The sequence below is a fragment of the Streptomyces sp. HM190 genome (assembly GCF_009857135.1).
Lineage (GTDB): Bacteria > Actinomycetota > Actinomycetes > Streptomycetales > Streptomycetaceae > Streptomyces > Streptomyces heilongjiangensis.
Window position 1 is genome coordinate 830257 of record NZ_CP047318.1, and the last position, 21515, is coordinate 851771.

Here is a 21515-nt window from a genome sequence, read left to right on the forward strand (position 1 = left end):
CGGCTGTCACAGGACCGCCACAAGCACGGCCGTCTCAATGGCCGGAAACAGTCAGGTCGGCCCGGCGGGGCTCGGCGAAGCCCTCCAGGTCCGCGCGGGACAGTCCGGTCGCCCCGGAGACCTCGTCGATGTCGAGGGCGCCGCAGTCGAGGCCGCGCAGCAGATAGCCGCTGAGGGCCTTGGCCGTGGCGGGCTCGTCCATGACGTCGCCGCCGGCGCGGTGGACGTAGCGGGACAGGCGGGCGGCGGCCTGCTCGTAGCCCTCGCGGTAGAAGGCGAAGACGGCCGCGTAGCGGGTCGGGATGTGGCCGGGGTGCATGTCCCAGCCCTGGTAGTAGGCGCGGGCCAGGGCGCGGCGGGTGAGGCGGTAGTGGAGGCGCCAGGCGTCGTGGACCTGCTCGGTGGGACCGACCGGGAGGACGTTCGTCGAACCGTCCGAGACGCGTACGCCGGTGCCCGCCGCGGCGACCTGCATGATCGCCTTGGCGTGGTCGGCGGCGGGGTGGTCACTGGCCTGGTGTGCGGCGGAGACCCCGAGGCAGGCGCTGTAGTCGAAGGTGCCGTAGTGCAGTCCGGTGGCGCGGCCCTCGGCGGCGCCGATCATGCGGGCGACGGTGGCGGTGCCGTCGGCGGCGAGGATGGCCTGGCTGGTCTCGATCTGGATCTCGAAGCCGATCCGGCCGGGCTCCAGGCCACGCGCCTTCTCGAAGGCCTCCAGCAGGCGGACCATGGCGGTGACCTGTTCGGGGTAGGTCACCTTGGGCAGGGTCAGGACGAGGCCGTCGGGCAGGCCGCCGGCCTCCAGCAGGCCGGTGAGGAAGATGTCGAGGGTGCGGATGCCCCGGTCGCGGACCGGTGCTTCCATGCACTTCATGCGGATGCCCATGTACGGGGCGGCCGTGCCGTTCGCGTACGCCTCCGCGATCAGGCGGGCGGCGCGGGCCGCGGTCTCGTCCTCCTCTGCGTCGGGGCGCGGCCCGTAGCCGTCCTCGAAGTCGACGCGGAGGTCCTCGATCGGTTCCCGTTCCAGCTTGGCGCGGACACGGTCATGGACGGGTCCGGCGAGGTGGTCGGGCAGGTCGAGGACGGCGGCGAAGGACTCCGCGTCGGGGGCGTGCTCGTCGAGGGCGGCCAGGGCACGGTCGCCCCAGGTGCGGAGGGTGTCGGCGGCGTACGCGTCTGCGGGGACGTAGACGGTGTGCACCGGCTGGCGGGTGCCGGGGTCACCGGGGTAGCGGCGCTCCAGTTCCGCGTCGACGGGGGCGAGGGAGGCGCTGATCTCCTCGCTGACGGCGCCCGCGAGACTCGTCGCCACGTTCTCCTGCCGACCCTGCCCCATTCCGACCTCCATCTTCCGCTCTACGGAATCCACGATCCGCATGACGAAGCTAGTCGGGGGCATCGGCCCGGGTCAACACCGTCCCGGCGTGGGCTTCCCCATGTTTCCCCGCTGGTCACCGCTATCCCACCGCCTTCTTCCGTATTCATACGGCAAGCTTCATCCTGACTCCCAAGGGGAGGAGATCGCGTGCCGAACGAGGCCGGAGTGACACGCCGCCAGGGACTCAAGTCCGCGGCGGTGGCCGCCATCGCCGCACCATTGCTCACCACGGCTGGCTCCACACAGCCCGCCTCCGCCGGCGAGTACGCGGGGGCGCTGGACGTCATGACGTTCAATGTGCGCTTCGCGACCGTCGTCGACGAGACGCCCCGCTGGTCGGTCCGCCGTCCGGTGATGCGGGCGTTGCTGCGCCGCGAGCGGCCCCACCTCCTCGGCACCCAGGAGGGTCTCTACCAGCAGTTGCGGATGATCGAGAAGGATCTCGGCGGGCACTACGACTGGATCGGCACCGGACGTGGCGGCGGCAGCAAGGACGAGTTCATGGCGATCTTCTACGACACCCGCCGACTGGAGCCGATCGAGTTCGACCACTTCTGGCTGTCGGACACCCCGTACACGATCGCGTCCAACACCTGGGGCGCGGACTGGCTGCGCATGGTGACCTGGGTCCGCTTCGCCGATCTCGCCGACGGGGGGCGGGAGTTCTACGCCCTGAACACCCACCTCGACAGCGTCAGTCAGTACGCCCGGGAGCGGTCGGTAGGGCTCATCGGCGAGACGATGGCCGGGTGGGACCCGTCCTTGCCGGTCGTCGTCACCGGTGACTTCAACGCGGCCGCCCACGACAACCGGGTGTACGACCGGATGCTGGACATCGGGCTCGTGGATGCCTGGGACGCGGCGGGCTCGCGCGGCGAGGCGTACGGCACCTACCACGGCTACCGGGACCTCAGACCGGGCGGCCGGCGGATCGACTGGATCCTCACCTCGCCCGGTGTGACCTCCAACTGGGCCGCGATGAACACCTTCTCGGTGGACGGGCTGTACCCGAGCGACCATCTGCCGGTGCAGGCGTCCCTGACCCTGGGATGAGCGAAGGCCCCCGCGGCCGTGCTCACGGTCGCGGGGGCCTGCCGGCTCCGGGAGGTCAGCCCTTGCGGCTCTTGATCTCGTCGGTGAGTTGCGGGACGACGTCGAAGAGGTCGCCCACGACGCCGTAGTCGACGAGGTCGAAGATCGGGGCCTCGGCGTCCTTGTTGACGGCGACGATGGTCTTCGAGGTCTGCATGCCGGCGCGGTGCTGGATCGCGCCGGAGATGCCGGAGGCGATGTACAGCTGCGGCGAGACGGACTTGCCGGTCTGGCCGACCTGGTTGGTGTGCGGGTACCAGCCGGCGTCGACCGCGGCACGCGAGGCGCCGACGGCCGCGCCGAGGGAGTCGGCGAGGGCCTCGATCAGCGCGAAGTTCTCCGCGCCGTTGACGCCACGGCCGCCGGAGACCACGATCGCGGCCTCGGTCAGCTCCGGACGCCCGGTCGACTCGCGCGGGGTGCGGCCGGTGACCTTGGTACCGGTGGCCTGCGCGGAGAAGGTGACCTCCAGCGCCTCCACGCTGCCGGCGGCCGGGGCGGCCTCCACAGCGGCCGAGTTCGGCTTCACCGTGATGACCGGGGTGCCCTTGGAGACACGGGACTTGGTGGTGAAGGACGCGGCGAACACCGACTGCGTCGCGACCGGACCCTCGTCGGAGGCCTCCAGGTCCACGGCGTCGGTGATGATGCCCGAGCCGATGCGCAGCGCGAGGCGGGCGGCGATCTCCTTGCCCTCGGCGGAGGAGGGGACCAGCACGGCGGCCGGGGAGACGGCGGCGACGGCGGCCTGCAGCGCGTCGACCTTCGGCACGACGAGGTAGTCGGCGTACTCGGCGGCGTCGTGGGTGAGGACCCGGGCCGCGCCGTGCTCGGCGAGCGCGGCGGCGGTGTCGGCGGCACCGGCACCGAGCGCGACCGCGACCGGCTCGCCGATGCGGCGGGCCAGGGTCAGCAGCTCCAGGGTGGGCTTGCGGACGGCGCCGTCCACGTGGTCGACGTAGACGAGAACTTCAGCCATGGGAATGCTCTCCTGCGAAACGAAGTTGAGGGGCGGTCGGCGGGTGCCGGGCTCAGATGAACTTCTGGCCCGCGAGGAACTCAGCGAGCTGCTTGCCGCCCTCGCCCTCGTCCTTCACGATCGTGCCCGCGGTACGGGCCGGACGCGCGGCCGCGGAGTCGACGGCCGTCCAGGCGCCCTCCAGGCCGACTTCCTCGGCCTCGATGCCCAGGTCGGACAGGTCCCAGGACTCCACCGGCTTCTTCTTCGCCGCCATGATGCCCTTGAAGGAGGGGTAGCGCGCCTCGCCCGACTGGTCGGTCACGGAGACGACCGCCGGCAGGGACGCCTGAAGCTGCTCGGAAGCGGCGTCGCCGTCACGGCGGCCCTTGACCACGCCGTCCTCGACGGACACCTCGGACAGCAGCGTGACCTGCGGCACACCCAGACGCTCGGCGACCAGCGCCGGGACGACACCCATCGTGCCGTCGGTGGAGGCCATGCCGGAGATCACCAGGTCGTAGCCGGCCTTCTCGATCGCCTTGGCCAGCACCAGGGAGGTACCGATCGCGTCGGTGCCGTGCAGGTCGTCGTCCTCGACGTGGACCGCCTTGTCCGCGCCCATCGACAGCGCCTTGCGCAGCGCGTCCTTGGCGTCCTCCGGACCCACCGTCACAACGGTGATCTCGGCGTCGTCGGCCTCGTCGGCGATCTGCAGCGCCTGCTCGACGGCGTACTCGTCCAGCTCGGAGAGCAGACCGTCCACGTCGTCGCGGTCGACGGTCAGGTCATCGGCGAAGTGCCGGTCGCCAGTGGCGTCGGGCACGTACTTCACAGTGACAACGATCCTCAAGCTCACGCCGGCTCTCCTACTGCATCGTCATTTCTGGGCTGCCTGCTATGGAGGCAGCATAGGCGCCTGAAGCGGCCGATCCCGATCGGGGCGACCTGCGCTCCGGTCTGAATATTACTCGCCAGTACGGCACCTACCGTCCCGCACCTCATCCCCGCTAAGCAAGCGCTTTGAACTGTGAGGTAGGCAACCCTGCGTAATCGGCCAGGACTCGAAACCGGCCCCGGCGCCCCCCGTTCGCCCGCGCGGATCAGTCACGCAGGCCGCTGAATCGCCCCTGGTGGTAGAGCAGGGGCCGACCCGCCCCGGACGGGTCGCCGAGGACGACCTCGGCGAGGACGATCCGGTGATCGCCCGCCGGGACCCGGGCCACCACCCGGCACACCAGCCAGGCGAGCACGTCGTCGAGGACGGGAACCCCTTCCGGGCCGCTGCGCCATTCGGTGGGCGCGCCGAACCGGTCGGCGCCGCTGCGGGCGAAGGTGGCGGCCAGCTCCTGCTGGTGCTCGCCGAGGATGTGTACGCCCACGTACTCCGCCTCGGCGATCGCGGGCCAGCTGGAGGCCCCGGTGCCGATGCCGAAGGAGAGCAGCGGGGGCTCGGCGGAGACCGAGGTGAGGGAGGTGGCGGTGAAGCCGACCGGGCCCGTGAGCCCTCGGGCGGTGATCACCGCGACCCCGGCGGCGTGCCGCCGGAAGACGGAGCGCAGCAGGTCGGGGGAGGCGAGACGGGGCGTACCGAGGCCGTGGGCGGCCGTCATGGGCGATGTCCTTCGGGTGGGGTCGACGAGCGTGGGGTCCGTGGCTGCTCAGCAGCCCGGACAGCACGAACTCACCGTGCGGACCAGGTCCACATGAACGCGCTCGAAGAGAAGCAGTTCCCGGGGCATGCCGTCAGATTGACGATAGATGACGCGTACAGTCAAGCGCGTCCCGTCATCCGGAAGGCACGCCACAGGCCGCTTCCCTCATACGGCTTCGCCGAGCGCGGCGATCACATCCGCCTTGCGCGGCTGCCCCGCGGCACGCCGTACGATCCGGCCGTCCGCGTCGAGGACGAGCACGGTCGGGGTCTTGAGGATGTCGAGCCGGCGGACCAGGTCGAGGTGGTGCTCGGCGTCGATCTCGACATGGGCGACGCCCGGCACCACGGCGGCGACCTCGGCGAGCACCCTGCGGGTGGCCCGGCAGGGGGCGCAGAAGGCGCTGGAGAACTGGACGAGCGTGGCCCGTTCACCGAGCCCCTGCCCCAACTCGGCGGCGTCGAGCCGCTTCCCGCCGTCGCGCACACGCACTGCGACCCTCCCGCTCCGCCGCTGTCGCAGCACTCCGTAGGTGCTCGCCGCGGCGAGCACCAGAACGCACACCACCAGTCCGGTCACAGGGTGCTTCAGCGTTCATGAGACCGCAAAGATTCCCGCCTCCCCGACGAGATTGGCTTGAGGAATGCTTGACGCATGGACATAGATGTGAGGGGACCGCGCTTCGGTGCGGCCGTGACGGCGGTCGTGCTGGCCGCCGTGCTGATCAGTGGCAGCGCCTGGCTGCTGGCCTGGCAGACGTTCGTCTTCGCGCTCGGCGCGGCGGGCGGGGTCGGCCGTTCACCGTACGGCTGGGTCTTCCGCAGGGTCGTGCGGCCGCGGCTCGGGCCGCCGACGGAGTTCGAGTCGCCCCGCCCGCCGCGGTTCGCCCAGACCGTCGGGCTGGTGTTCGCCCTGGTGGGGCTGGCCGGTTTCACGCTGGGCCCCGAGTGGCTGGGACTCGCGGCGACCGGGGCGGCGCTCGCGGCGGCCTTCCTCAACGCGGCGTTCGCGTACTGCCTGGGCTGCGAGATGTACCTGCTCGTCCGCCGGGTGACGGCACGCGCCGGGTGAGGGGAGCAGGGGGCCGGGAGTGGGCCGAAGGGGCCGACGTGACGAGAATCTCGCACTTCACCGGCACCAGGGCTGGCTACTCGTGCGTTCTTGGGGCACGATCTGCGGCATGCCGTAAACCTACGGCAGCGTAACTTTTCCGCCGGGAGCCCCCGGTCCCAGGCAGAGAGAAGGGTCCACTCCGTCCATGGCAGAGCTTGTCTACCGTCCCGCGATCGGTCTCGCCCTCACCCTGTTCAAGGCCTGGGACCTGAAGATCGACTGCAAGGGGTCGGAGAACATCCCGCGCTCGGGCGGCGCCGTACTGGTGAGCAATCACATCAGCTACCTGGACTTCATCTTCGACGGGCTGGCCGCCCTGCCGCAGAAGCGGCTGGTGCGCTTCATGGCCAAGGAGTCGGTGTTCCGGCACAAGATCTCCGGCCCGCTGATGCGGAACATGCGGCACATCCCGGTGGACCGGGCGCAGGGCGAGGCGGCCTACGCGCACGCACTGGACTCGCTGCGCTCCGGGGAGATCGTCGGCGTGTTCCCCGAGGCCACGATCTCGCAGTCGTTCACCCTCAAGAGCTTCAAGTCGGGTGCCGCCCGGCTGGCGCAGGAGGCCGGCGTCCCGCTGATCCCGATGGCGGTGTGGGGCACTCAGCGGCTGTGGACCAAGGGGCACCCGCGCAACTTCAAGCGCAGCCACATCCCGATCACCATCCGGGTCGGCGAGGCCATAGAGGCGTCCAAGGACAAGTATGCCGGTGCGATCACCCGGCAACTGCGCGAGCGCGTCCAGGAGTTGCTCGAGGCCGCGCAGCGCGCCTACCCGGTGCGCCCCAAGGGTCCGGACGACACCTGGTGGATGCCGGCCCACCTCGGTGGCACGGCCCCGACCCCGGAGCAGGTCCGCGAGGCCGAGGCCCGCTGAGCCGGGCTACAGCGCCGCGGGGAGCGTCTGCCAGAGCCGCGTCCGGTCGGGCGCGGCTCTCAGCGCGTCGATGACCGCCGGGTGCGGCACTGCGTGGAGGAGGGGGCAGTCCCGCTCGCCGGCCGCCGGGTCGGGTACCCATGCCAGCCGCTCCCCGGTGAGGGAGAACCGGGCGCCCACGCCCGGCTTGTTGCCCCGGGGGTCCTGCCGGTGCCAGCCCCCGTTGAAGCGCACGGCGACCAGGCCGTGCACGGCGTGCCCCCCGCCGTCGTCGTGCGCCAGCCGCTGATAGCACAGGGCCGTCGGGATGTCCTCGGCACGCAGCAGGGCGGTCAGCGCGTGCGCCTTGGCGTGGCAGATGCCGGTGCCCTGCCCCAGGACGTCCGAGGCGCGCCAGGTGACGCGCGGGTCACCGGCGTCCGCCGAGTGCGGGACGGCGTCGCGGACGAAGTCGAAGGCGACTCGCGCGTAGTCATACGAGTCGGCCGCCCGTCGGGCCAGCCGGGCGGCGGTCTCGCGCACCACCGGATGGTGATGGTCGATGACGTCGTCAGCGGCCAAGTAGGCGGACAGATCAGGGGTTTCCTGGATGAGCTCCATGCCCGAGGAGCATAGAAATACGATCACCCGAGAGTCAATACATCTCCGGGCGACCGCATATCTATGCAACCGGCTGGTGGGAGCCGCCCCTCAGCGGGCCATCTCCTCCTTCAGCGCCACCACGAACCGGTCGACGTCCTCCTCGGTCGTGTCGAAGGAGCACATCCAGCGGACGTCGCCCGCGGCCTCGTCCCAGAAGTAGAAGCGGAACCGCTTCTGCAGCCGCTCGCTCACGTCGTGCGGCAGCCGGGCGAAGACCGCGTTGGCCTGCACCGGGTACAGCACCTCGACGCCGTGGACCGCGCGGACGCCCTCGGCGAGGCGCTGGGCCATCTCGTTGGAGTGCCGGGCGTTGCGCAGCCACAGGTCCCTGGCGAGCAGCGCCTCCAACTGCACCGAGACGAAACGCATCTTGGAGGCCAGCTGCATGGACAGCTTCCGCAGATGCTTCATACGCCGGACGGCGTCCTGGTTGATGACGACGACGGCCTCGCCGAACATCGCACCGTTCTTGGTGCCGCCCAGGGACAGGATGTCGACGCCGACGGCGTCGGTGAAGGTGCGCATCGGCACGTCCAGCGAGGCGGCAGCGTTGGCCATCCGGGAACCGTCCAGATGCACCCTCATGCCGTGCGCGTGGGCGTGCTCGCAGATGGCGCGGATCTCGTCGGGCGTGTAGAGCGTGCCCAGTTCCGTGCTCTGGGTGATCGAGACGACCTGCGGCATCGCCCGGTGCTCGTCCTCCCAGCCGTACGCCTGCCGGTCGATCAGCTCGGGGGTGAGCTTGCCGTCCGGGGTGGGCACGGTGAGCAGCTTCAGGCCGCCCATGCGCTCGGGCGCGCCGCCCTCGTCGACGTTGATGTGGGCGCTCTCGGCGCAGATCACCGCGCCCCAGCGGTCGGTGACCGCCTGGAGCGCGACGACATTGGCGCCGGTGCCGTTGAAGACCGGGAACGCCTCGGCGGTGGCGCCGAAGTGGCTGCGGATGATCCGCTGGAGGTTCTCGGTGTAGTCGTCCTCGCCGTACGCGACCTGGTGCCCGCCGTTGGCCAGGGCCAGGGCGGCGAGCACCTCGGGGTGCACCCCCGCGTAGTTGTCGCTGGCGAAACCGCGGACCTCCGGGTCGTGATGACGTCGTGCGTCGGTCCTGGGGGGATTCACGGCTTCTCGGTGAGCCACAGACGGTTCCCGTTCACTTCGGCGGCGGACTTCTCCCAGACGTCGACGATGGCCTCGGCCAGGTCCCTGACGTCGGTGAACCCCGCGAACTTCGCGTGGGGGCGGTCAGCGCGCATCGCGTCGTGCACCAATGCCTTGACCACCAGGATGGCAGCCGCGGACGTCGGCCCCTCCGGCCCCCCGGCCTTGCGGAAGTAGTCCGCCATGGCCAGCGTCCACGCCTCGGCGGCGGCCTTGGCGGAGGCGTAGGCGGCGTTGCCCGCGGTGGGCTTGCTCGCGCCGGACGCGCTGATCAGGACGTACCGGCCGCGGTCGCTGCGCTGGAGCGCCTCGTGGAAGGCGAGGGAGGTGTGCTGCACGGTGCGGATGAGCAGCATCTCCAGGAAGTCCCAGTCGTCGAGGCTGGTCCTGGTGAAGGTCTCGCTGCCGCGCCAGCCGCCGACGAGGTGCACGAGGCCGTCGACCCGGCCGAAGTCCTTCTCGACGCGCAGCGCCCAGTCGCGGGTCGAATTGAGGTCCAGCAGATCGACCGTGTCGCCGACGACGGTGGCGCCGCCGTGCGCGTAGCGGGCCGCGTCCACCGCCTCGGAGAGACGCTCCGGGTCGTTGTCGGAGCCGACGACGATCGCGCCGGCCTCGGCGAGCCGCAGCAGCGCCGCCCGGCCCGCGGGCCCGCCCGCGCCCGCCACCGCGATCACCGCGCCGCTGAGTGCTCCGTTGCCGTTCCCCATGGTCTTCGCCTCCTGAGCAGCCACTGTGGCCTCTGCGGATCGGGCGCTCACGCGGCGGCCCGCTCGGCGTCCGCCGCGGTGATGCCCTTGGTGGAGGCGATCACGTTCTTGAGCTTCTTGGCGAGCGCCTCATAGAACATGCTGAGCGGAAACTCGTCCGGAAGCACGTCGTCGACGAGCTTGCGCGGCGGCTGCGTCAGATCCAGGGCGTCGGGACCCTTGGCCCAGCGGGAGCCGGGGTGGGGGGCGAGGTAGGTGGAGACCAGCTCGTAACCGGCGAACCAGTGGACCAGCTTCGGGCGGTCGATGCCGTCGCGGTAGAGCTTCTCGATCTCGGCGCACAGCTCGTTGGTGACCTGCGGGGCGCGCTGCCAGTCGATGAACAGCTTGTTGTCGGTCCAGCGGACGACGTCGTGCTTGTGCAGGTAAGCGAAGAGGAGCTGGCCGCCGAGGCCGTCGTAGTTGCGTACGCGCTCGCCGGTGACCGGGAAGCGGAACATCCGGTCGAAGAGCACGGCGTACTGCACGTCACGGGCCTGCGGCACCCCGTCGGACTCCAGCTTCACGGCCTCCTTGAAGGCGGTGAGGTCGCAGCGCAGCTCCTCCAGGCCGTACATCCAGAACGGCTGGCGCTGCTTGATCATGAAGGGGTCGAAGGGCAGGTCGCCATGGCTGTGGGTGCGGTCGTGGACCATGTCCCACAGGACGAAGGCCTCCTCGCAGCGCTTCTGGTCGTGGACCATCGCGGCGATGTCCTCGGGCAGCTCCAGGCCCAGGATGTCGACGGCGGCGTCGGTGACCCGGCGGAAGCGGGCGGCCTCGCGGTCGCAGAAGATACCACCCCAGGAGAAACGTTCCGGCGCCTCGCGCACGGCGATCGTCTCGGGGAAGAGCACGGCGGAGTTGGTGTCGTACCCGGACGTGAAGTCCTCGAACTTGATGCCGCAGAACAGCGGGTTGTCGTAGCGGGTGCGCTCCAGCTCGGCCAGCCAGTCGGGCCAGACCATGCGCAGCACGACCGCTTCGAGGTTGCGGTCGGGGTTGCCGTTCTGTGTGTACATCGGGAAGACGACCAGGTGCTGCAGGCCGTCCCGGCGGTCGGCGGCCGGCTGGAAGGCCAGCAGCGAGTCGAGGAAGTCGGGCACCTCGAAGCCGCTCTCGGCCCACCGGCGCAGGTCCTTGACGAGCGCCTGGTGGTACGCCGCGTCGTGCGGCAGCAGCGCGGAGAGCTCCTCCACGGCACCGATGACGTCGCGTACGGCCCGCTCGGCCTCCGCGGCGGCGGGGGCACCCTCGGCGTCGAAGTCGATCGAACCGTCCTTGGACTGCCATGGCCGGATCCGCTCCACGGCATCCTTGAGCACGGGCCAGGCCGGGTGCTCCACCACCCTAGCGACCGGAGGAACGTCGCCCTCCGCACCCACCTGCACAAGAATTTCCGTCATGACCCATCCTCCACGGAAGAACCTTTCGTACGGACACCGTATGTAGGGAAGCTTGTCTCCCGCAAGGTCGATCACCTGACCAAGCCGAAAATCCTCCCGCCACTCCCCCTACCTAACCGCTGAATCTCCCGCCACACGCGGCACAGGTCACAGTTTGTACGCGACCCATCTCCACTGGGGTCGTCACGGTCAACGCGTGCCGGACTCGCCCACTCAGGGATGACCCGGTTCGGGTGGACACGCGAGGAAACGGTCTTTTTCTCCGACGTGACACGGCCTGAGACGGCTCGAAAGGGCTTGTGCACGTACGGATGCATCGCTCGGCCGGACGACTACGCTGCGGCCCAGCCGCGTACCGTCCCCTCCCGGTCGCGCGGCCCGAGCCGCCGTCGACGGAAGCGAGTCCACCTTGAACTTCCTCACCATCGGTCACCGCGGAGTCATGGGTGTCGAACCGGAGAACACCCTGCGTTCCTTCGTCGCCGCCGATCGCGCGGGCCTCGACGTCATCGAACTCGATCTGCATCTGAGCAAGGACGGCGCGCTCGTCGTCATGCACGACGCGGATGTGGACCGGACGACCGACGGCACGGGCCCCATCGCCGAGAAGACCCTCGCCGAGCTGCGCGCCCTCGACGCGGGCCGCGGCGAGCGGATCCCCACCTTCGAGGAGGTGCTCGACGCCGTCCGGGCACCCCTGCAGGCCGAGATCAAGGACACGGCGGCGGCCCGTGCCCTCGCCGAGGTCATGCACCGGCGCGACCTGGTGGGACGGGTCGAGGTGCTGTCCTTCCACGACGAGGCGGTCGCCGAGACCGCCCGGCTCGTCCCCGGCGTGCGCACCGCCCTGGTCGCAAGCCGCTACGGCCTGGACGTCGTGGACCGGGCGGTCGCCGTGGGCGCCTCCACCCTCGTCCTGAACATCCGGCGGCTCACCCTGGAGGTCGTCGAGCGCGCCCGCACGGCGAATCTGCGCGTCATCGGCTGGGTGGTCAACACCCAGGACCACCTGCGTCTGGTCCGCGCGCTGCAACTGGACGGCGCGACCACGGACTACCCGGACATCAAACGCACCGGCCGCTTCACGGCGTGACCGGCCCGCCCAGCTCCTTCACCAGCAGCTCGAAGCGCAGGTCGTCCCGGAGCGGGACGCCGAAGCGCTCGTCGCCGTACGGGAAGGGGGTCATGCGTCCCGTACGACGGTAGCCTCGCCGCTCGTACCAGGCGATGAGGTCGTCCCGTACGGAGATCACGGTCATGTGCATCTCCCTGGCGGCCCAGGTCTCGACGGCGATCCGCTCGGCCTCGGCGATGATCGTCTTGCCGAGGCCGGCGCCCTGGAGCGCCGGGCTCACCGCGAACATCCCGAAGTAGACGTGGTCGCCGCGGTGTTCGAGCTGACAGCAGGCGACGACCGTGCCGTCCCGCTCCACGGTCAGCAGCCGGCTGCCGGGCGACTTGATGGCCTCCAGCACGCCTTGCGGGTCGGTGCGCTGCCCGTCGAGGATGTCCGCCTCCGTGGTCCAGCCGGCCCGGCTGGAGTCTCCCCGGTACGCCGACTCGATCAGCGCGACGAGCACGTCCACGTCGGCGTCGGTGGCATCACGGAAGGTCAGGCCGGTGGCGGTGTCCATGGGCACTCCTGACGGATCTTGCTGCGGCGCGGGCACGCTGAAGCCTAGCCCTGCGCCCACTAGTGCCGCGGCAGGCAACGATCGCCCGTCGAGGAGCGGCGCCCGGTGCGTGCTCCCTGCATGCCGGGCGCACGTCCTCGTGCTGGATGTACTCGGGCTCGTGCCCGGTGCGGCGAGAGTGCGTGCCGGGCGCCGCGACGGGGCAAATTGCCGGTCGCGGGACTAGGCTCCGACGGCATGGTCCATGTACTGAGCAGCCGCACCCTTCTGCGCCCCACCGACCCGGAGCGTTCCCGCGTCTTCTACGGCGAGAAGCTGGCGCTCCCCGTGTACCGCGAGTTCGGTACGGGCGACCACCGGGGCGTCGTGTACTTCCTCGGCGGCGGTTTCCTGGAGGTCGCCGGGCGCTCGGACATCCCGCCCTCGCCCGCGCTGAAACTGTGGCTCCAGGTGGCGGACGTGACGGCGGCGCACGAGGAGCTGGTGGCGGCCGGGGTGGAGGTGCGGCGGCCTCCGGTGCGGGAGCCGTGGGGGCTGATCGAGATGTGGATCGCCGACCCGGACGGCACGGAGATCGTGCTGGTGGAGATCCCCGCGGACCATCCACTGCGGTACAGGCCCGGTATCTGACCCGGCCAGGCGTCCGACCCTGTCCGGCATCCGGCCCGGCCTGCCGGACGCCGTCCGGTGTCCGGCCTTCCTCGCGCCGCGCGGTTCCACCGGTGCGCCGGGACCCCGGTGGCCGGGGGCCGGGGTGCGGGCATAGCGTGCTGGTGGGGGCCGTCCCTTCCACGAGGAGCGCCATGAAGCTCGACAGGCCGGTGACCGGCGGGCCCTGCTGGACCGAGCTGGGGACAGGCGATCTGGAGGCGGCCAAGGGGTTCTACACCGAACTGTTCGGATGGCGCCCGGAGACCGACCCGCGCCAGGAGGCCGGCGGGTACACGGTGGCGCGCCTCGGCGACGCCGCCGTCGCCGCCCTCGCGCCGCTGTTCCAGGAGTCGCAGCCGGTCGCCTGGAACGTCTCGTTCGCGGTGGCCGACGCGGACGCCGCGGCCGAGACGGTGCGGGCGGCCGGCGGATCGATCGTCCTGGAGCCCGTGGACGTCCTCGACAGGGGGCGGTTCGCGGTCGCGTTCGACCCGGGCGGCGCGGCCTTCCAGCTCTGGCAGGCCCGCGCCTTCCCCGGTGCCGGTCTGTTCAACGCCCCTGGCACGCTCGGCTGGGTGGAACTGCTGACCCGTGCGCCGGAGGGGGCCGAGAGCTTCTACACGAGCGTGTTCGGCTGGACCGTGCACGCCTCCGCGCACTACACGCAGTGGGGCATCGGGGGCGCCGAGTTCGGCGGCATGGTCACCATGGACGAGACGTTCCCGCACGAGGTGCCCTCGCACTGGCTCTCCTACTTCGCCGTCGAGGACGTGGACGACACCGCCCGGATCGCCGTCGACGCCGGGGGCACCGTCCTGACGGAGCCGACCACGGTGCCGGACGGCCCGCGCATCGCCGTGCTCCGCGACCCCCAGGGCGCCCTGTTCGGCGTGTACCCGGTGGACGAGGAGCGCTGAGCCGCCGCCGTCGCCGCCGGCCGTGCGCGCGCAGGCGTCTCAGGGGCGCGGCAGGCCCAGCCGGTCCTCCAGCTGGATCAGCAACTCGCCGAGCAGACCGGCCAGTTCACGGCGATGGTCGGTGCCGACACCGGACAGCACCGTCGTCTCGTAGGCCAGTTGCTCCGGCAGGACGCTGTCCACGAGGTCACGGCCGGTGTCGGTGAGGCGGACATGGGCGACGCGCCGGTCCCGGGCGTCGCCGCGCCGCTCCACCAGCCCGCGCTCGCCGAGCACCTTGAGGCGCTTGGTGACGGCAGCGCCGGAGGCGAACGTCTCGCGGGCGATCTCACTGGGCGTCAGCTCGTGACCGGTGCGGCGCAGGGAGCCGAGGACGTCGAACTCGGGGCGGGTGAGTCCGGCGCGGCGCAGCGGCGCGTCCTCCACCTGCTGGAGGAGGGCGGCGCAGCGGTTCACCCGGCCGATGATCTCCATGGGGCCGGTGTCGAGACCGGGGTGCACCGTCTGCCACTGGCGCACCACCTGGGCAACCGTGTCCCCGAGAGCCGCGCCGCTGTCCGCCGCCGTCCGCCCGTTGCCTGCCGTCATGCCGGTGCGCCCTCCGAAGCGTGGGATCGGTGCTGTCGTGCCGCCGCCGTGAGCGTACGGCGTCCGGCCGGTCGGACACGGTCACCCACCCCGACGGTGGGGCGTGCCGCTGCCCTGATCAGTCGCGCCCCTGCCCGGGGGAGACCGGCACACGCCCGATGCACCCCGCGCGCTCCCCCGCGTACACCCGTGCGCGTGTCTGCGCGCCACCGGGCAGGGGCATGCCCTGACCGACCGGTCGACCTGGCGGTCATCACTGTCCGACGCCGTCGAGCGTGGAGGTGCACGGTGCACGGACCGGCTTCGCCCGGCTGGCTGCTGGTCGCGCTGTGCGCGCTGACCGGTGGGTACTGCCTGCTGCGGATGCGCAGCGCCGTCGAGGAGCAGCGCAGGGCCGCGGGCGGTGAGGCGCTCATGGGGTTCGGCATGGCCGCGATGGCCGTGCCCGCCGCTGTGGCGGTGCCCCCGCGCTGGGCCTGGGTGGCCTACGTCGTCGTGTTCGGCGCCGCCGCGCTGCGCGCGCTGTGGACGGCCCGTACGAGCGCGCACCATCTGCACCATCTGGTGGGCGCGGTCGCCATGGTCTACATGGCGGTGGTGATGGCGGCCTCCCCCGGCAGCCACGGCGGCGGCTCGCCGGTGCTGACCGGGACGCTCCTGCTGTACTTCGCCGGCTATGTCCTGTGGGCGGGCGTGCGGCTGATGCCGGTGGCCGGTCCGGGGAGCGTGAACGTCGCACGGGGCGGGACCGGCTGGGGCGACCGGCCCGAGGTGGCGCGGGCCTGCCGGCTGTCGATGGGCATCGGGATGTTCGCCATGCTGCTCACCGTGTGATCCACACCGTGGTCTGCGTCACTTGGGCCGCCCGGCCCATGTCGTCACGGCCCGTCCGGCTCATAGGCTTCGCCCATGATGGTCCCCGCGGCGTTGTTGCTGCTCGGCGCCCTGACCGCTGTCTTCGCTCCGCGACTGCTGGCCCGGGCGGACTGGGCGGACCGTGAACCGGTGGTCGCGCTGTGGGTGTGGCAGTGCGTCGTGGCGGCCGTCCTGCTGTGCTGCGCGCTGTCGATGGCGCTGAGCGCGGCCGCCGCCTGGACGGCGGTGCGCGGCCCGCTCTTCGCGCCGGCGCCGCGCGGGGTGGTCGAGGCGTACGCGCTGGGCGCCGGTGGTTCGTGGGCGGCGGTCACCGCGGTCGCGCTCGCGTGCGGCGGCGCGTGGACCGGGGCGATGCTGGCCGCCGAGATCGCGCTGGCCCGGCGGCAGCGGAGACGGCGGGAGGCGGAGATCCTGCGCCGCGCCCCGCTGTTGCCCGGCGAGGCGCCGGGGGCGGACCGGCTCGTGGTGGTGGAGGGCGAGCGGCCGGACGCCTGGTGGTTGCCGGGCTCGGCGCCCCGGCTGGTCATCACCACCGCGGCGTTGCGCCGGCTGAAGGGGCGGCAGGTGGACGCGGTGGTCGCCCACGAGCAGGGGCACGCGCGGGCCCGGCACGACTGGCTGCTGCGCTGCTCGGCGGCGCTGGCGGGCGGTTTCCCGAGGGTGCCGGTGTTCGCCGCGTTCCGCGCCGAGATGCACCGCCTGGTCGAACTCGCCGCCGACGACACCGCCTCCCGTCGCCACGGCCGCCTGACGACCGCCCTCGCGCTGGTAGGGCTTAACGAGGACCGGGGCGTGTTCGGGCCGTGCCCGGCCCCCGAGGACCATGTGCCGCTGCGCGTCCACCGGTTGCTCGCTCCCCCTGACCGGCTCACGCCCGCGCGTCGGCTGCGGCTCACCGCGTGCGCGGCCCTGCTGCCCGCCCTGCCGGTTCTGGTGGCTTTCGTACCGGGGTTACGGGCACTCGGTTGACCATGACCCGCCAAAGAACAGACCAAGGCGAACCCAAGAACAACGCGCGAGGCACGGCCTGCGCTCCGGTCGCGGCGCGTGACGGTGATCTCACTCCGCGGCATTGGCACGGAGCCCCACGGGTGGGCGAGGATCGCCGCATGCACACCCCCACCGTCGGCGCGCCGCCCCACCGGCCGCCGAACACCCGCACCGTGCGCGTCGCCGCGGCCCTCGCGGCGCCCACCGTCCTGCTGCTCGTCCTGGTCGCGATCTCCTGGGCGCCGCTGATGTCCCTGGACCGGGGCATCGCGGACACCACCCACCGCTGGGCCGTCGCCGACTCCGGGACCACCCATGCCTTCCGCATCCTGACCGACTGGGTGTGGGATCCGATGACGATGCGCCTCCTCTGCGTGGCCGCGGCGGCCTGGCTGGTGTGGCGGTACCGGGAGTGGTGGCTCGCGATCTGGCTGGTCGTCACCTGCGCGGTGGGCACGGCGGTCCAGCAGGGCCTGAAGGCCGCCGTCGGCCGGGAGCGGCCCGCGTGGCCCGATCCCGTGGACTCCGCCCACTACGCCGCCTTCCCGTCGGGTCACGCCATGACGGCGACCGTGGTGTGCGGGCTGCTGCTGTGGCTCCTCCATCTGTACGGCGCCGAACGCGTCGTCACACGGATCGCGCTGGCGGTGTCCGTGGTGTCGGTCCTCGGGGTGGGCCTGACCAGGATCTGGCTGGGCGTGCACTGGGCGTCGGACGTGGTGGGCGGCTGGCTGCTGGGCGCGCTGACCGTGGCGCTGGCCGTACTGGCGTATGAGAAGTGGGGTGCGCCGAGGCGTACTTGACCGGGCACGGGCCACCACGAAGGATCGCGGCCATGACGATCAAAGGCGTGCTGTTCGACTTCTCCGGGACCCTCTTCCGTGTCGAGTCCGGTGAGTCCTGGCTGCGGGCGGTGCTCGCGGACACCGGTGTCGACCTGCCCGAGCCGGAGGTGGTGCGGGCCGCCGAGGCGCTGGAGCGGGCGGGCGCGCTGCCCGGCGGGCCCGCCCCCGTGGAGCCGCCGACCGGCGAGCTGGGTGCGCTGTGGACCGTCCGGGACCGCAGCGCCGAGCAGCACCGGGCGGCCTACACAGGCCTGTCCCGGCGGGTCTCCCTGCCCGACCCCGCGCTCCACGACGCGCTCTACGAGCGCCATATGACGCCGTCCGCGTGGCGCCCGTACCCGGACGCCGCCGAGGTGCTCGCCGGTCTGCGGCAGCGGGGGGTGGCCGTCGGCGTGGTGAGCAACATCGGGTGGGACCTGCGGCCGGTGTTCCGCGCGCACGGCCTCGACCCGTACGTGGGCACCTACGCGCTGTCGTACGAGCACGGCGTCCAGAAGCCGGATCCGCGGCTGTTCACGCTGGCCTGCGCGGCGCTCGGCGTCGACCCGCGGGACACGCTGATGGTCGGTGACGACCGGCGCGCCGACGGAGGCGCGGCGGCCCTGGGCTGCGCGGTGCACCTCGTGGACCACCTGCCCGCGGACAGCCGGCCGGACGGGCTGCGCCCGGTGCTGGGGCTGGTGGACTGAAGACAGCGTGCGGTCGCGGGTCCGTCGGTCCCGTCGGGTGCGTCCCGACGCCGGGCGTCCGGTTCCCGGCGCCCGGGTCGCTGTCCGCCTACACCCCCGCCGTCCGTCCCGGACCGTCCCCCGTGCGGCCCGGGACGGACAGCGGCCGGACGGGACACACAGGGTCGCCGCCCGGGAGCGTTGAGTATAGTTGGCTGGCAGCCAGTCAACGCAGGAGTTACAGGATGTCCCCGCGCAGCGCCTCGGTCAATGAAGAGCTGCGTCGGCGTTCCCGCGAGCGACTGCTGCAGGCCGCGGTCGAGTTGGTCGACGAACGGGGCTACGAGGCCACGACGCTCGGGGACATCGCGGACCGCGCGGGATCGGCCCGGGGCCTGGTGTCGTACTACTTCCCCGGCAAGCGCCAGTTGGTCCAGTCGGCGGTGCACCGGCTGATGCACCGGACGCTGGAGGAGGCGCTGGAGCGCGAGCCGCGCAGCGAGGACGGGCGGGAGCGGATGGCTCGGGCGGTCGACGCGATCCTGCGACTGGCCCTGGACCGGCCGGTGCTGATGCGCCAGCACATGGCGGGGCTGCTCCAGGCGCCCGAGGGGTTCGTGCAGTGCCCCGAGCAGCAGCGGCTGGGCGAGCTGCTGCGGGACACGGTGGCCCGGCACGGCTCTGCGGACCCGGACGCCGACTACCCGCTGTTGCGGGCCCTGTTGATGGGCGCGGTGTACGCGATGGTGCTGCCGAACGCGCCGATGCCGGTCGCCACCCTGCGCGCGGAGCTGTTCCGGCGGTACGGACTCGACGGGGAGCTGGGCGTCCCGCCGGCCCCCGAGGGGACCGGCGGGACGCACGACCGGGATCTGTCGCGTTTCTTCGCCACCTGACGGTGCCGGTACCCGGCGGTGTCGGTCCGGCGTGCTACCAGCCGAAGTCGAAGTAGTCCGGCTGCGTCTGCACGTTCAGCTCACGCTGGTGGACCCAGCGGGCGGGGTTCGTGCGCCGGTCGTCGATCTTCAGGACGTCGAATCCCTTGGCTATGTCGTTCGAGTAGATGTAGCCGTTGTAGTAGTACGCCGACCACGAACCGCCACCGACCAGCGTGTCGGTGGAGAGGGGGCCGCGCTCGAAGTAGGCGATCTCCTTGGGGTTGGCGGAGTCGGTGAAGTCCCAGACGGACACACCGCCCTGGTACCAGGCCTGGACCATGATGTCCTTGCCCTTGACCGGGATCAGCGAGCCGTTGTGGGCGACGCAGTTCTCGGTGTTCGCCTGGTGGCGGGGGATCTTGTAGTAGCTCTTGAAGACGAGCTTGCGGTGGTCGCCCCGGCCGACGATGTCGTAGATGCCGTCGGCACCGCGGTTCGGGCCGATCTCCGCGTTGCAGGTGGCCGCGCCGCCGCCGCCCAGCTCGTCGGTGAAGACGACCTTGTCGGCCTTCTGGTTGAAGGTCGCCGAGTGCCAGAACGCGAAGTTCACGTTGTCCTGGACCTGGTCGATGATCTTCGGGTTCTCCGGGTCCTCGATGGAGAACAGGATGCCGTCACCCATGCACGCGCCGGCCGCGAGGTCCTTCGACGGCAGGACCGTGATGTCGTGGCAGCCCGTGGTCTTGGAGACGCCGGGGTTCGTGGGCCCGCCCGGGTTGCCGCCGCCGTCCGGTCCCTCACCGGGGAAGAGGACGGGGAAGCCCACCACGGCCGCCTTCTCGGGGGCGTGGCGCGGCACCTTGATGACCGAGATGCCGTCGTGCGGCGGCTGGCAGTCGGGGAACGCCGCGTTCGGCGAGTACGAGGAGACGTAGATGTAGACGTTCTTGCGCTTCGGCAGCAGCGTGTGGGTGTGCGAGCCGCAGGCGGTCTCGACGGCGGCGACGTACTTCGGGTTCGCCTTGTCGCTGATGTCGAAGATCTTCATGCCCTCCCACGACGACTTCTCGCTCGCGGGCTGCGTGGTGCTGTTGCAGGAACTGTCGCTGCGCGAGGAGTCCGTGGACAGGAAGAGCAGGTTGCCGGAGACGGAGATGTCGTTCTGGGAGCCCGGGCAGAGGACCTGGGCGACCGTCCTGGGGGCCTTGGGGTTGCTGATGTCGAAGACGCGGAAGCCGTCGTAGTTGCCGGCGAAGGCGTACTTCCCCTGGAAGGCGAGGTCGGAGTTGGTGCCCGGCAGCGCCTCCTTCGGGATGTTGGTCAGGTGCTCGATGTTGGCGGAGTGGACGATCTCGTCCTTGCCGGGTATCTCGCCGGCGGCGATCGCCTCGCGCGCCTCGGCCGCGTCGCTCTTGGAGACCTTCTCGCGCACGGTGGGCCCGTCCCCGGGGTCGGGAGTCGCGGCCGCGGGACCGGCCGTGAGCAGCGCGGCCAGGAGTCCGGCCGCCGTCGCGGCCACCCCCAGCCGTCTGTGGCGCGTCCGAAGGTTGTTCGACAGGGTCACTGTGTCCTCCCTCGTAGCCGTTCGCAGTCGAACGGTTCAGGCACCTCCGAAGTATCGTCTTCAGCATGCACAGAACAACAGGTGGCCATGTATGTGTAACGAAACTAATTTGATCACCGGCACCTGAATGTGTGTGAGGGAAGATCCCAACACACATTGGGTGTACGTCCGTTGCTCTGCCCAGGAGGTCACTGTGCTCGTTCGCCGCACATCCCGCGCGTCGCTGGTCACGGCCTCGTTGACGGCCGCTCTCCTCGCGCTCGCGGCCTGTGACTCGGGGTCGGACACCGAGCCCGACGGCGCCTCCGCCCGGTCCGGCGGCCCCGCGGTGATCGCTCCCGGGAAACCCGGCGAGGCGGCCCGCACCCTGTCCCCCGAGGAGGCGGAGAAGCGGCGCGCCGAGGACGACTCGCCGAACTCGGCGGACTTCGCCTACGCACGCATGATGATCGTGCACCACGGCCAGGCCCTGAAGATGACCGAACTCGCCCCGAAGCACGCGAAGTCGACACAGGTGAAGCGGATCGCGGAGCGCATCTCGGCCGCCCAGAAGCCGGAGATCGAGGCGATGGAGGGCTGGCTGGAGGTCAACGACGGCGCCGGGAAGGGCGCGTCGCACGAGCACGGGCAGATGCCCGGCATGGCGACCGAGGCGCAACTGGAGGAACTCGGCACGCTCGACGGGGCGGAGTTCGACCGCCTCTTCCTGAAACTGATGATCACTCACCACGAGGGGGCGATCACGATGGCCACGGACGTGAAGACCCAGGGCAACAACATCCTGGTCGAGGAGATGGCCGACGACGTGATCGCCCAGCAGACGACCGAGATCAGCAGGATGCGCGACCTTCTGACCTAGGGGGTGCCGTCGATCTC

General features: G+C 71.3%; 24 protein-coding genes. 12 read left to right on the forward strand and 12 right to left on the reverse strand.

The genetic code is table 11. The annotated features are described in order from the left end of the window. Positions 1-34: 34 nt before the first annotated feature. Positions 35-1339, reverse strand: coding sequence for a DUF6986 family protein (locus GSY65_RS03030; RefSeq protein ID WP_159765816.1), 1305 nt, complete (start codon positions 1337-1339; stop codon positions 35-37). A gap of 189 nt (positions 1340-1528) precedes the next feature. Between GSY65_RS03030 and GSY65_RS03035 the strand changes: the two genes are divergently transcribed. After that, on the forward strand, positions 1529-2434 hold the full coding sequence (locus GSY65_RS03035; RefSeq protein ID WP_159765817.1) for an endonuclease/exonuclease/phosphatase family protein: 906 nt from the start codon (positions 1529-1531) through the stop codon (positions 2432-2434). Between the two features lie 55 nt (positions 2435-2489). On the opposite strand, the gene GSY65_RS03040 is transcribed toward GSY65_RS03035, so the two are convergent. The 4 genes from GSY65_RS03040 to GSY65_RS03055 all read right to left on the reverse strand — a co-directional run bounded on the left by GSY65_RS03040 (position 2490) and on the right by GSY65_RS03055 (position 5665). After that, entirely contained in the window at positions 2490-3452 is a 963-nt protein-coding gene (locus GSY65_RS03040; RefSeq protein ID WP_159765818.1) for an electron transfer flavoprotein subunit alpha/FixB family protein, read from the reverse strand. A 52-nt stretch (positions 3453-3504) separates the two neighbouring features. Then, complete coding sequence (locus GSY65_RS03045) at positions 3505-4290, reverse strand: electron transfer flavoprotein subunit beta/FixA family protein (protein WP_159765819.1); 786 nt, start codon at positions 4288-4290, stop codon at positions 3505-3507. A gap of 244 nt (positions 4291-4534) precedes the next feature. Further along, positions 4535-5044 (reverse strand): flavin reductase family protein, encoded by a 510-nt coding sequence (locus GSY65_RS03050; protein ID WP_159765820.1) that lies wholly within the window; start codon positions 5042-5044, stop codon positions 4535-4537. A gap of 207 nt (positions 5045-5251) precedes the next feature. Then, positions 5252-5665: a thioredoxin family protein gene (locus tag GSY65_RS03055; protein ID WP_159765821.1), complete on the reverse strand. Its 414-nt coding sequence runs from the start codon at positions 5663-5665 to the stop codon at positions 5252-5254. Positions 5666-5740: 75 nt separating this feature from the next. On the opposite strand from GSY65_RS03055, the gene GSY65_RS03060 reads away from it, so the two are divergent. Next, the gene (locus GSY65_RS03060) at positions 5741-6157 is read left to right on the forward strand and encodes a DUF4395 domain-containing protein (protein WP_159765822.1); all 417 of its coding nucleotides are present in this window, start codon (positions 5741-5743) and stop codon (positions 6155-6157) included. 187 nt (positions 6158-6344) lie between these two features. Then, positions 6345-7073: a lysophospholipid acyltransferase family protein gene (locus GSY65_RS03065; protein WP_159765823.1), complete on the forward strand. Its 729-nt coding sequence runs from the start codon at positions 6345-6347 to the stop codon at positions 7071-7073. A gap of 6 nt (positions 7074-7079) precedes the next feature. Here the strand turns inward: GSY65_RS03065 and GSY65_RS03070 are convergent, their stop codons facing one another. From GSY65_RS03070 to GSY65_RS03085, 4 genes are all read right to left on the reverse strand, one after another. Further along, positions 7080-7673, reverse strand: a complete 594-nt coding sequence (locus tag GSY65_RS03070; protein WP_159765824.1) for a transglutaminase-like domain-containing protein — start codon at positions 7671-7673, stop codon at positions 7080-7082. 90 nt (positions 7674-7763) lie between these two features. Further along, a complete protein-coding gene (locus GSY65_RS03075; protein WP_159765825.1) occupies positions 7764-8834 on the reverse strand; it encodes a threonine aldolase family protein in 1071 nt (356 codons plus the stop codon). Further along, positions 8831-9583: an SDR family NAD(P)-dependent oxidoreductase gene (locus tag GSY65_RS03080; protein WP_159765826.1), complete on the reverse strand. Its 753-nt coding sequence runs from the start codon at positions 9581-9583 to the stop codon at positions 8831-8833. Before GSY65_RS03080 ends, GSY65_RS03075 begins: the two co-directional genes overlap by 4 nt. A gap of 47 nt (positions 9584-9630) precedes the next feature. After that, the gene (locus GSY65_RS03085) at positions 9631-11028 is read right to left on the reverse strand and encodes a DUF6421 family protein (RefSeq protein ID WP_159765827.1); all 1398 of its coding nucleotides are present in this window, start codon (positions 11026-11028) and stop codon (positions 9631-9633) included. A 409-nt stretch (positions 11029-11437) separates the two neighbouring features. On the opposite strand from GSY65_RS03085, the gene GSY65_RS03090 reads away from it, so the two are divergent. Next, a complete protein-coding gene (locus tag GSY65_RS03090; RefSeq protein ID WP_159765828.1) occupies positions 11438-12121 on the forward strand; it encodes a glycerophosphodiester phosphodiesterase in 684 nt (227 codons plus the stop codon). Here GSY65_RS03090 and GSY65_RS03095 read toward each other — a convergent pair. After that, positions 12111-12662, reverse strand: a complete 552-nt coding sequence (locus tag GSY65_RS03095; RefSeq protein ID WP_159765829.1) for a GNAT family N-acetyltransferase — start codon at positions 12660-12662, stop codon at positions 12111-12113. The genes GSY65_RS03090 and GSY65_RS03095 overlap by 11 nt on opposite strands. A gap of 237 nt (positions 12663-12899) precedes the next feature. Between GSY65_RS03095 and GSY65_RS03100 the strand changes: the two genes are divergently transcribed. Both GSY65_RS03100 and GSY65_RS03105 read left to right on the forward strand, forming a co-directional pair. After that, positions 12900-13292, forward strand: coding sequence for a VOC family protein (locus GSY65_RS03100; protein ID WP_159765830.1), 393 nt, complete (start codon positions 12900-12902; stop codon positions 13290-13292). 173 nt (positions 13293-13465) lie between these two features. Then, positions 13466-14230: a VOC family protein gene (locus GSY65_RS03105; RefSeq protein ID WP_159765831.1), complete on the forward strand. Its 765-nt coding sequence runs from the start codon at positions 13466-13468 to the stop codon at positions 14228-14230. Between the two features lie 39 nt (positions 14231-14269). Here GSY65_RS03105 and GSY65_RS03110 read toward each other — a convergent pair whose 3' ends face one another. Next, positions 14270-14818 (reverse strand): MarR family winged helix-turn-helix transcriptional regulator, encoded by a 549-nt coding sequence (locus GSY65_RS03110; RefSeq protein ID WP_159765832.1) that lies wholly within the window; start codon positions 14816-14818, stop codon positions 14270-14272. A 288-nt stretch (positions 14819-15106) separates the two neighbouring features. Between GSY65_RS03110 and GSY65_RS03115 the strand changes: the two genes are divergently transcribed. The 5 genes from GSY65_RS03115 to GSY65_RS03135 all read left to right on the forward strand — a co-directional run bounded on the left by GSY65_RS03115 (position 15107) and on the right by GSY65_RS03135 (position 19093). Then, positions 15107-15652, forward strand: a complete 546-nt coding sequence (locus tag GSY65_RS03115; RefSeq protein ID WP_159765833.1) for a DUF5134 domain-containing protein — start codon at positions 15107-15109, stop codon at positions 15650-15652. Positions 15653-15727: 75 nt separating this feature from the next. After that, positions 15728-16663 carry a M56 family metallopeptidase gene (locus GSY65_RS03120; RefSeq protein ID WP_159765834.1) on the forward strand — a complete coding sequence of 312 codons (936 nt, stop codon included), beginning with the start codon at positions 15728-15730 and terminating at the stop codon, positions 16661-16663. A 140-nt stretch (positions 16664-16803) separates the two neighbouring features. Next, on the forward strand, positions 16804-17487 hold the full coding sequence (locus tag GSY65_RS03125; protein ID WP_159765835.1) for a phosphatase PAP2 family protein: 684 nt from the start codon (positions 16804-16806) through the stop codon (positions 17485-17487). A gap of 32 nt (positions 17488-17519) precedes the next feature. Next, positions 17520-18218, forward strand: coding sequence for an HAD family hydrolase (locus GSY65_RS03130; protein WP_159765836.1), 699 nt, complete (start codon positions 17520-17522; stop codon positions 18216-18218). A 224-nt stretch (positions 18219-18442) separates the two neighbouring features. Beyond that, positions 18443-19093: a TetR/AcrR family transcriptional regulator gene (locus GSY65_RS03135; RefSeq protein ID WP_159765837.1), complete on the forward strand. Its 651-nt coding sequence runs from the start codon at positions 18443-18445 to the stop codon at positions 19091-19093. A 34-nt stretch (positions 19094-19127) separates the two neighbouring features. On the opposite strand, the gene GSY65_RS03140 is transcribed toward GSY65_RS03135, so the two are convergent. Further along, a complete protein-coding gene (locus GSY65_RS03140; protein WP_159765838.1) occupies positions 19128-20639 on the reverse strand; it encodes an LVIVD repeat-containing protein in 1512 nt (503 codons plus the stop codon). Positions 20640-20832: 193 nt separating this feature from the next. Here GSY65_RS03140 and GSY65_RS03145 point away from each other — a divergent pair, with 193 nt between their 5' ends. After that, a complete protein-coding gene (locus GSY65_RS03145) occupies positions 20833-21498 on the forward strand; it encodes a DUF305 domain-containing protein (protein ID WP_236579683.1) in 666 nt (221 codons plus the stop codon). Positions 21499-21515 lie beyond the last annotated feature (17 nt).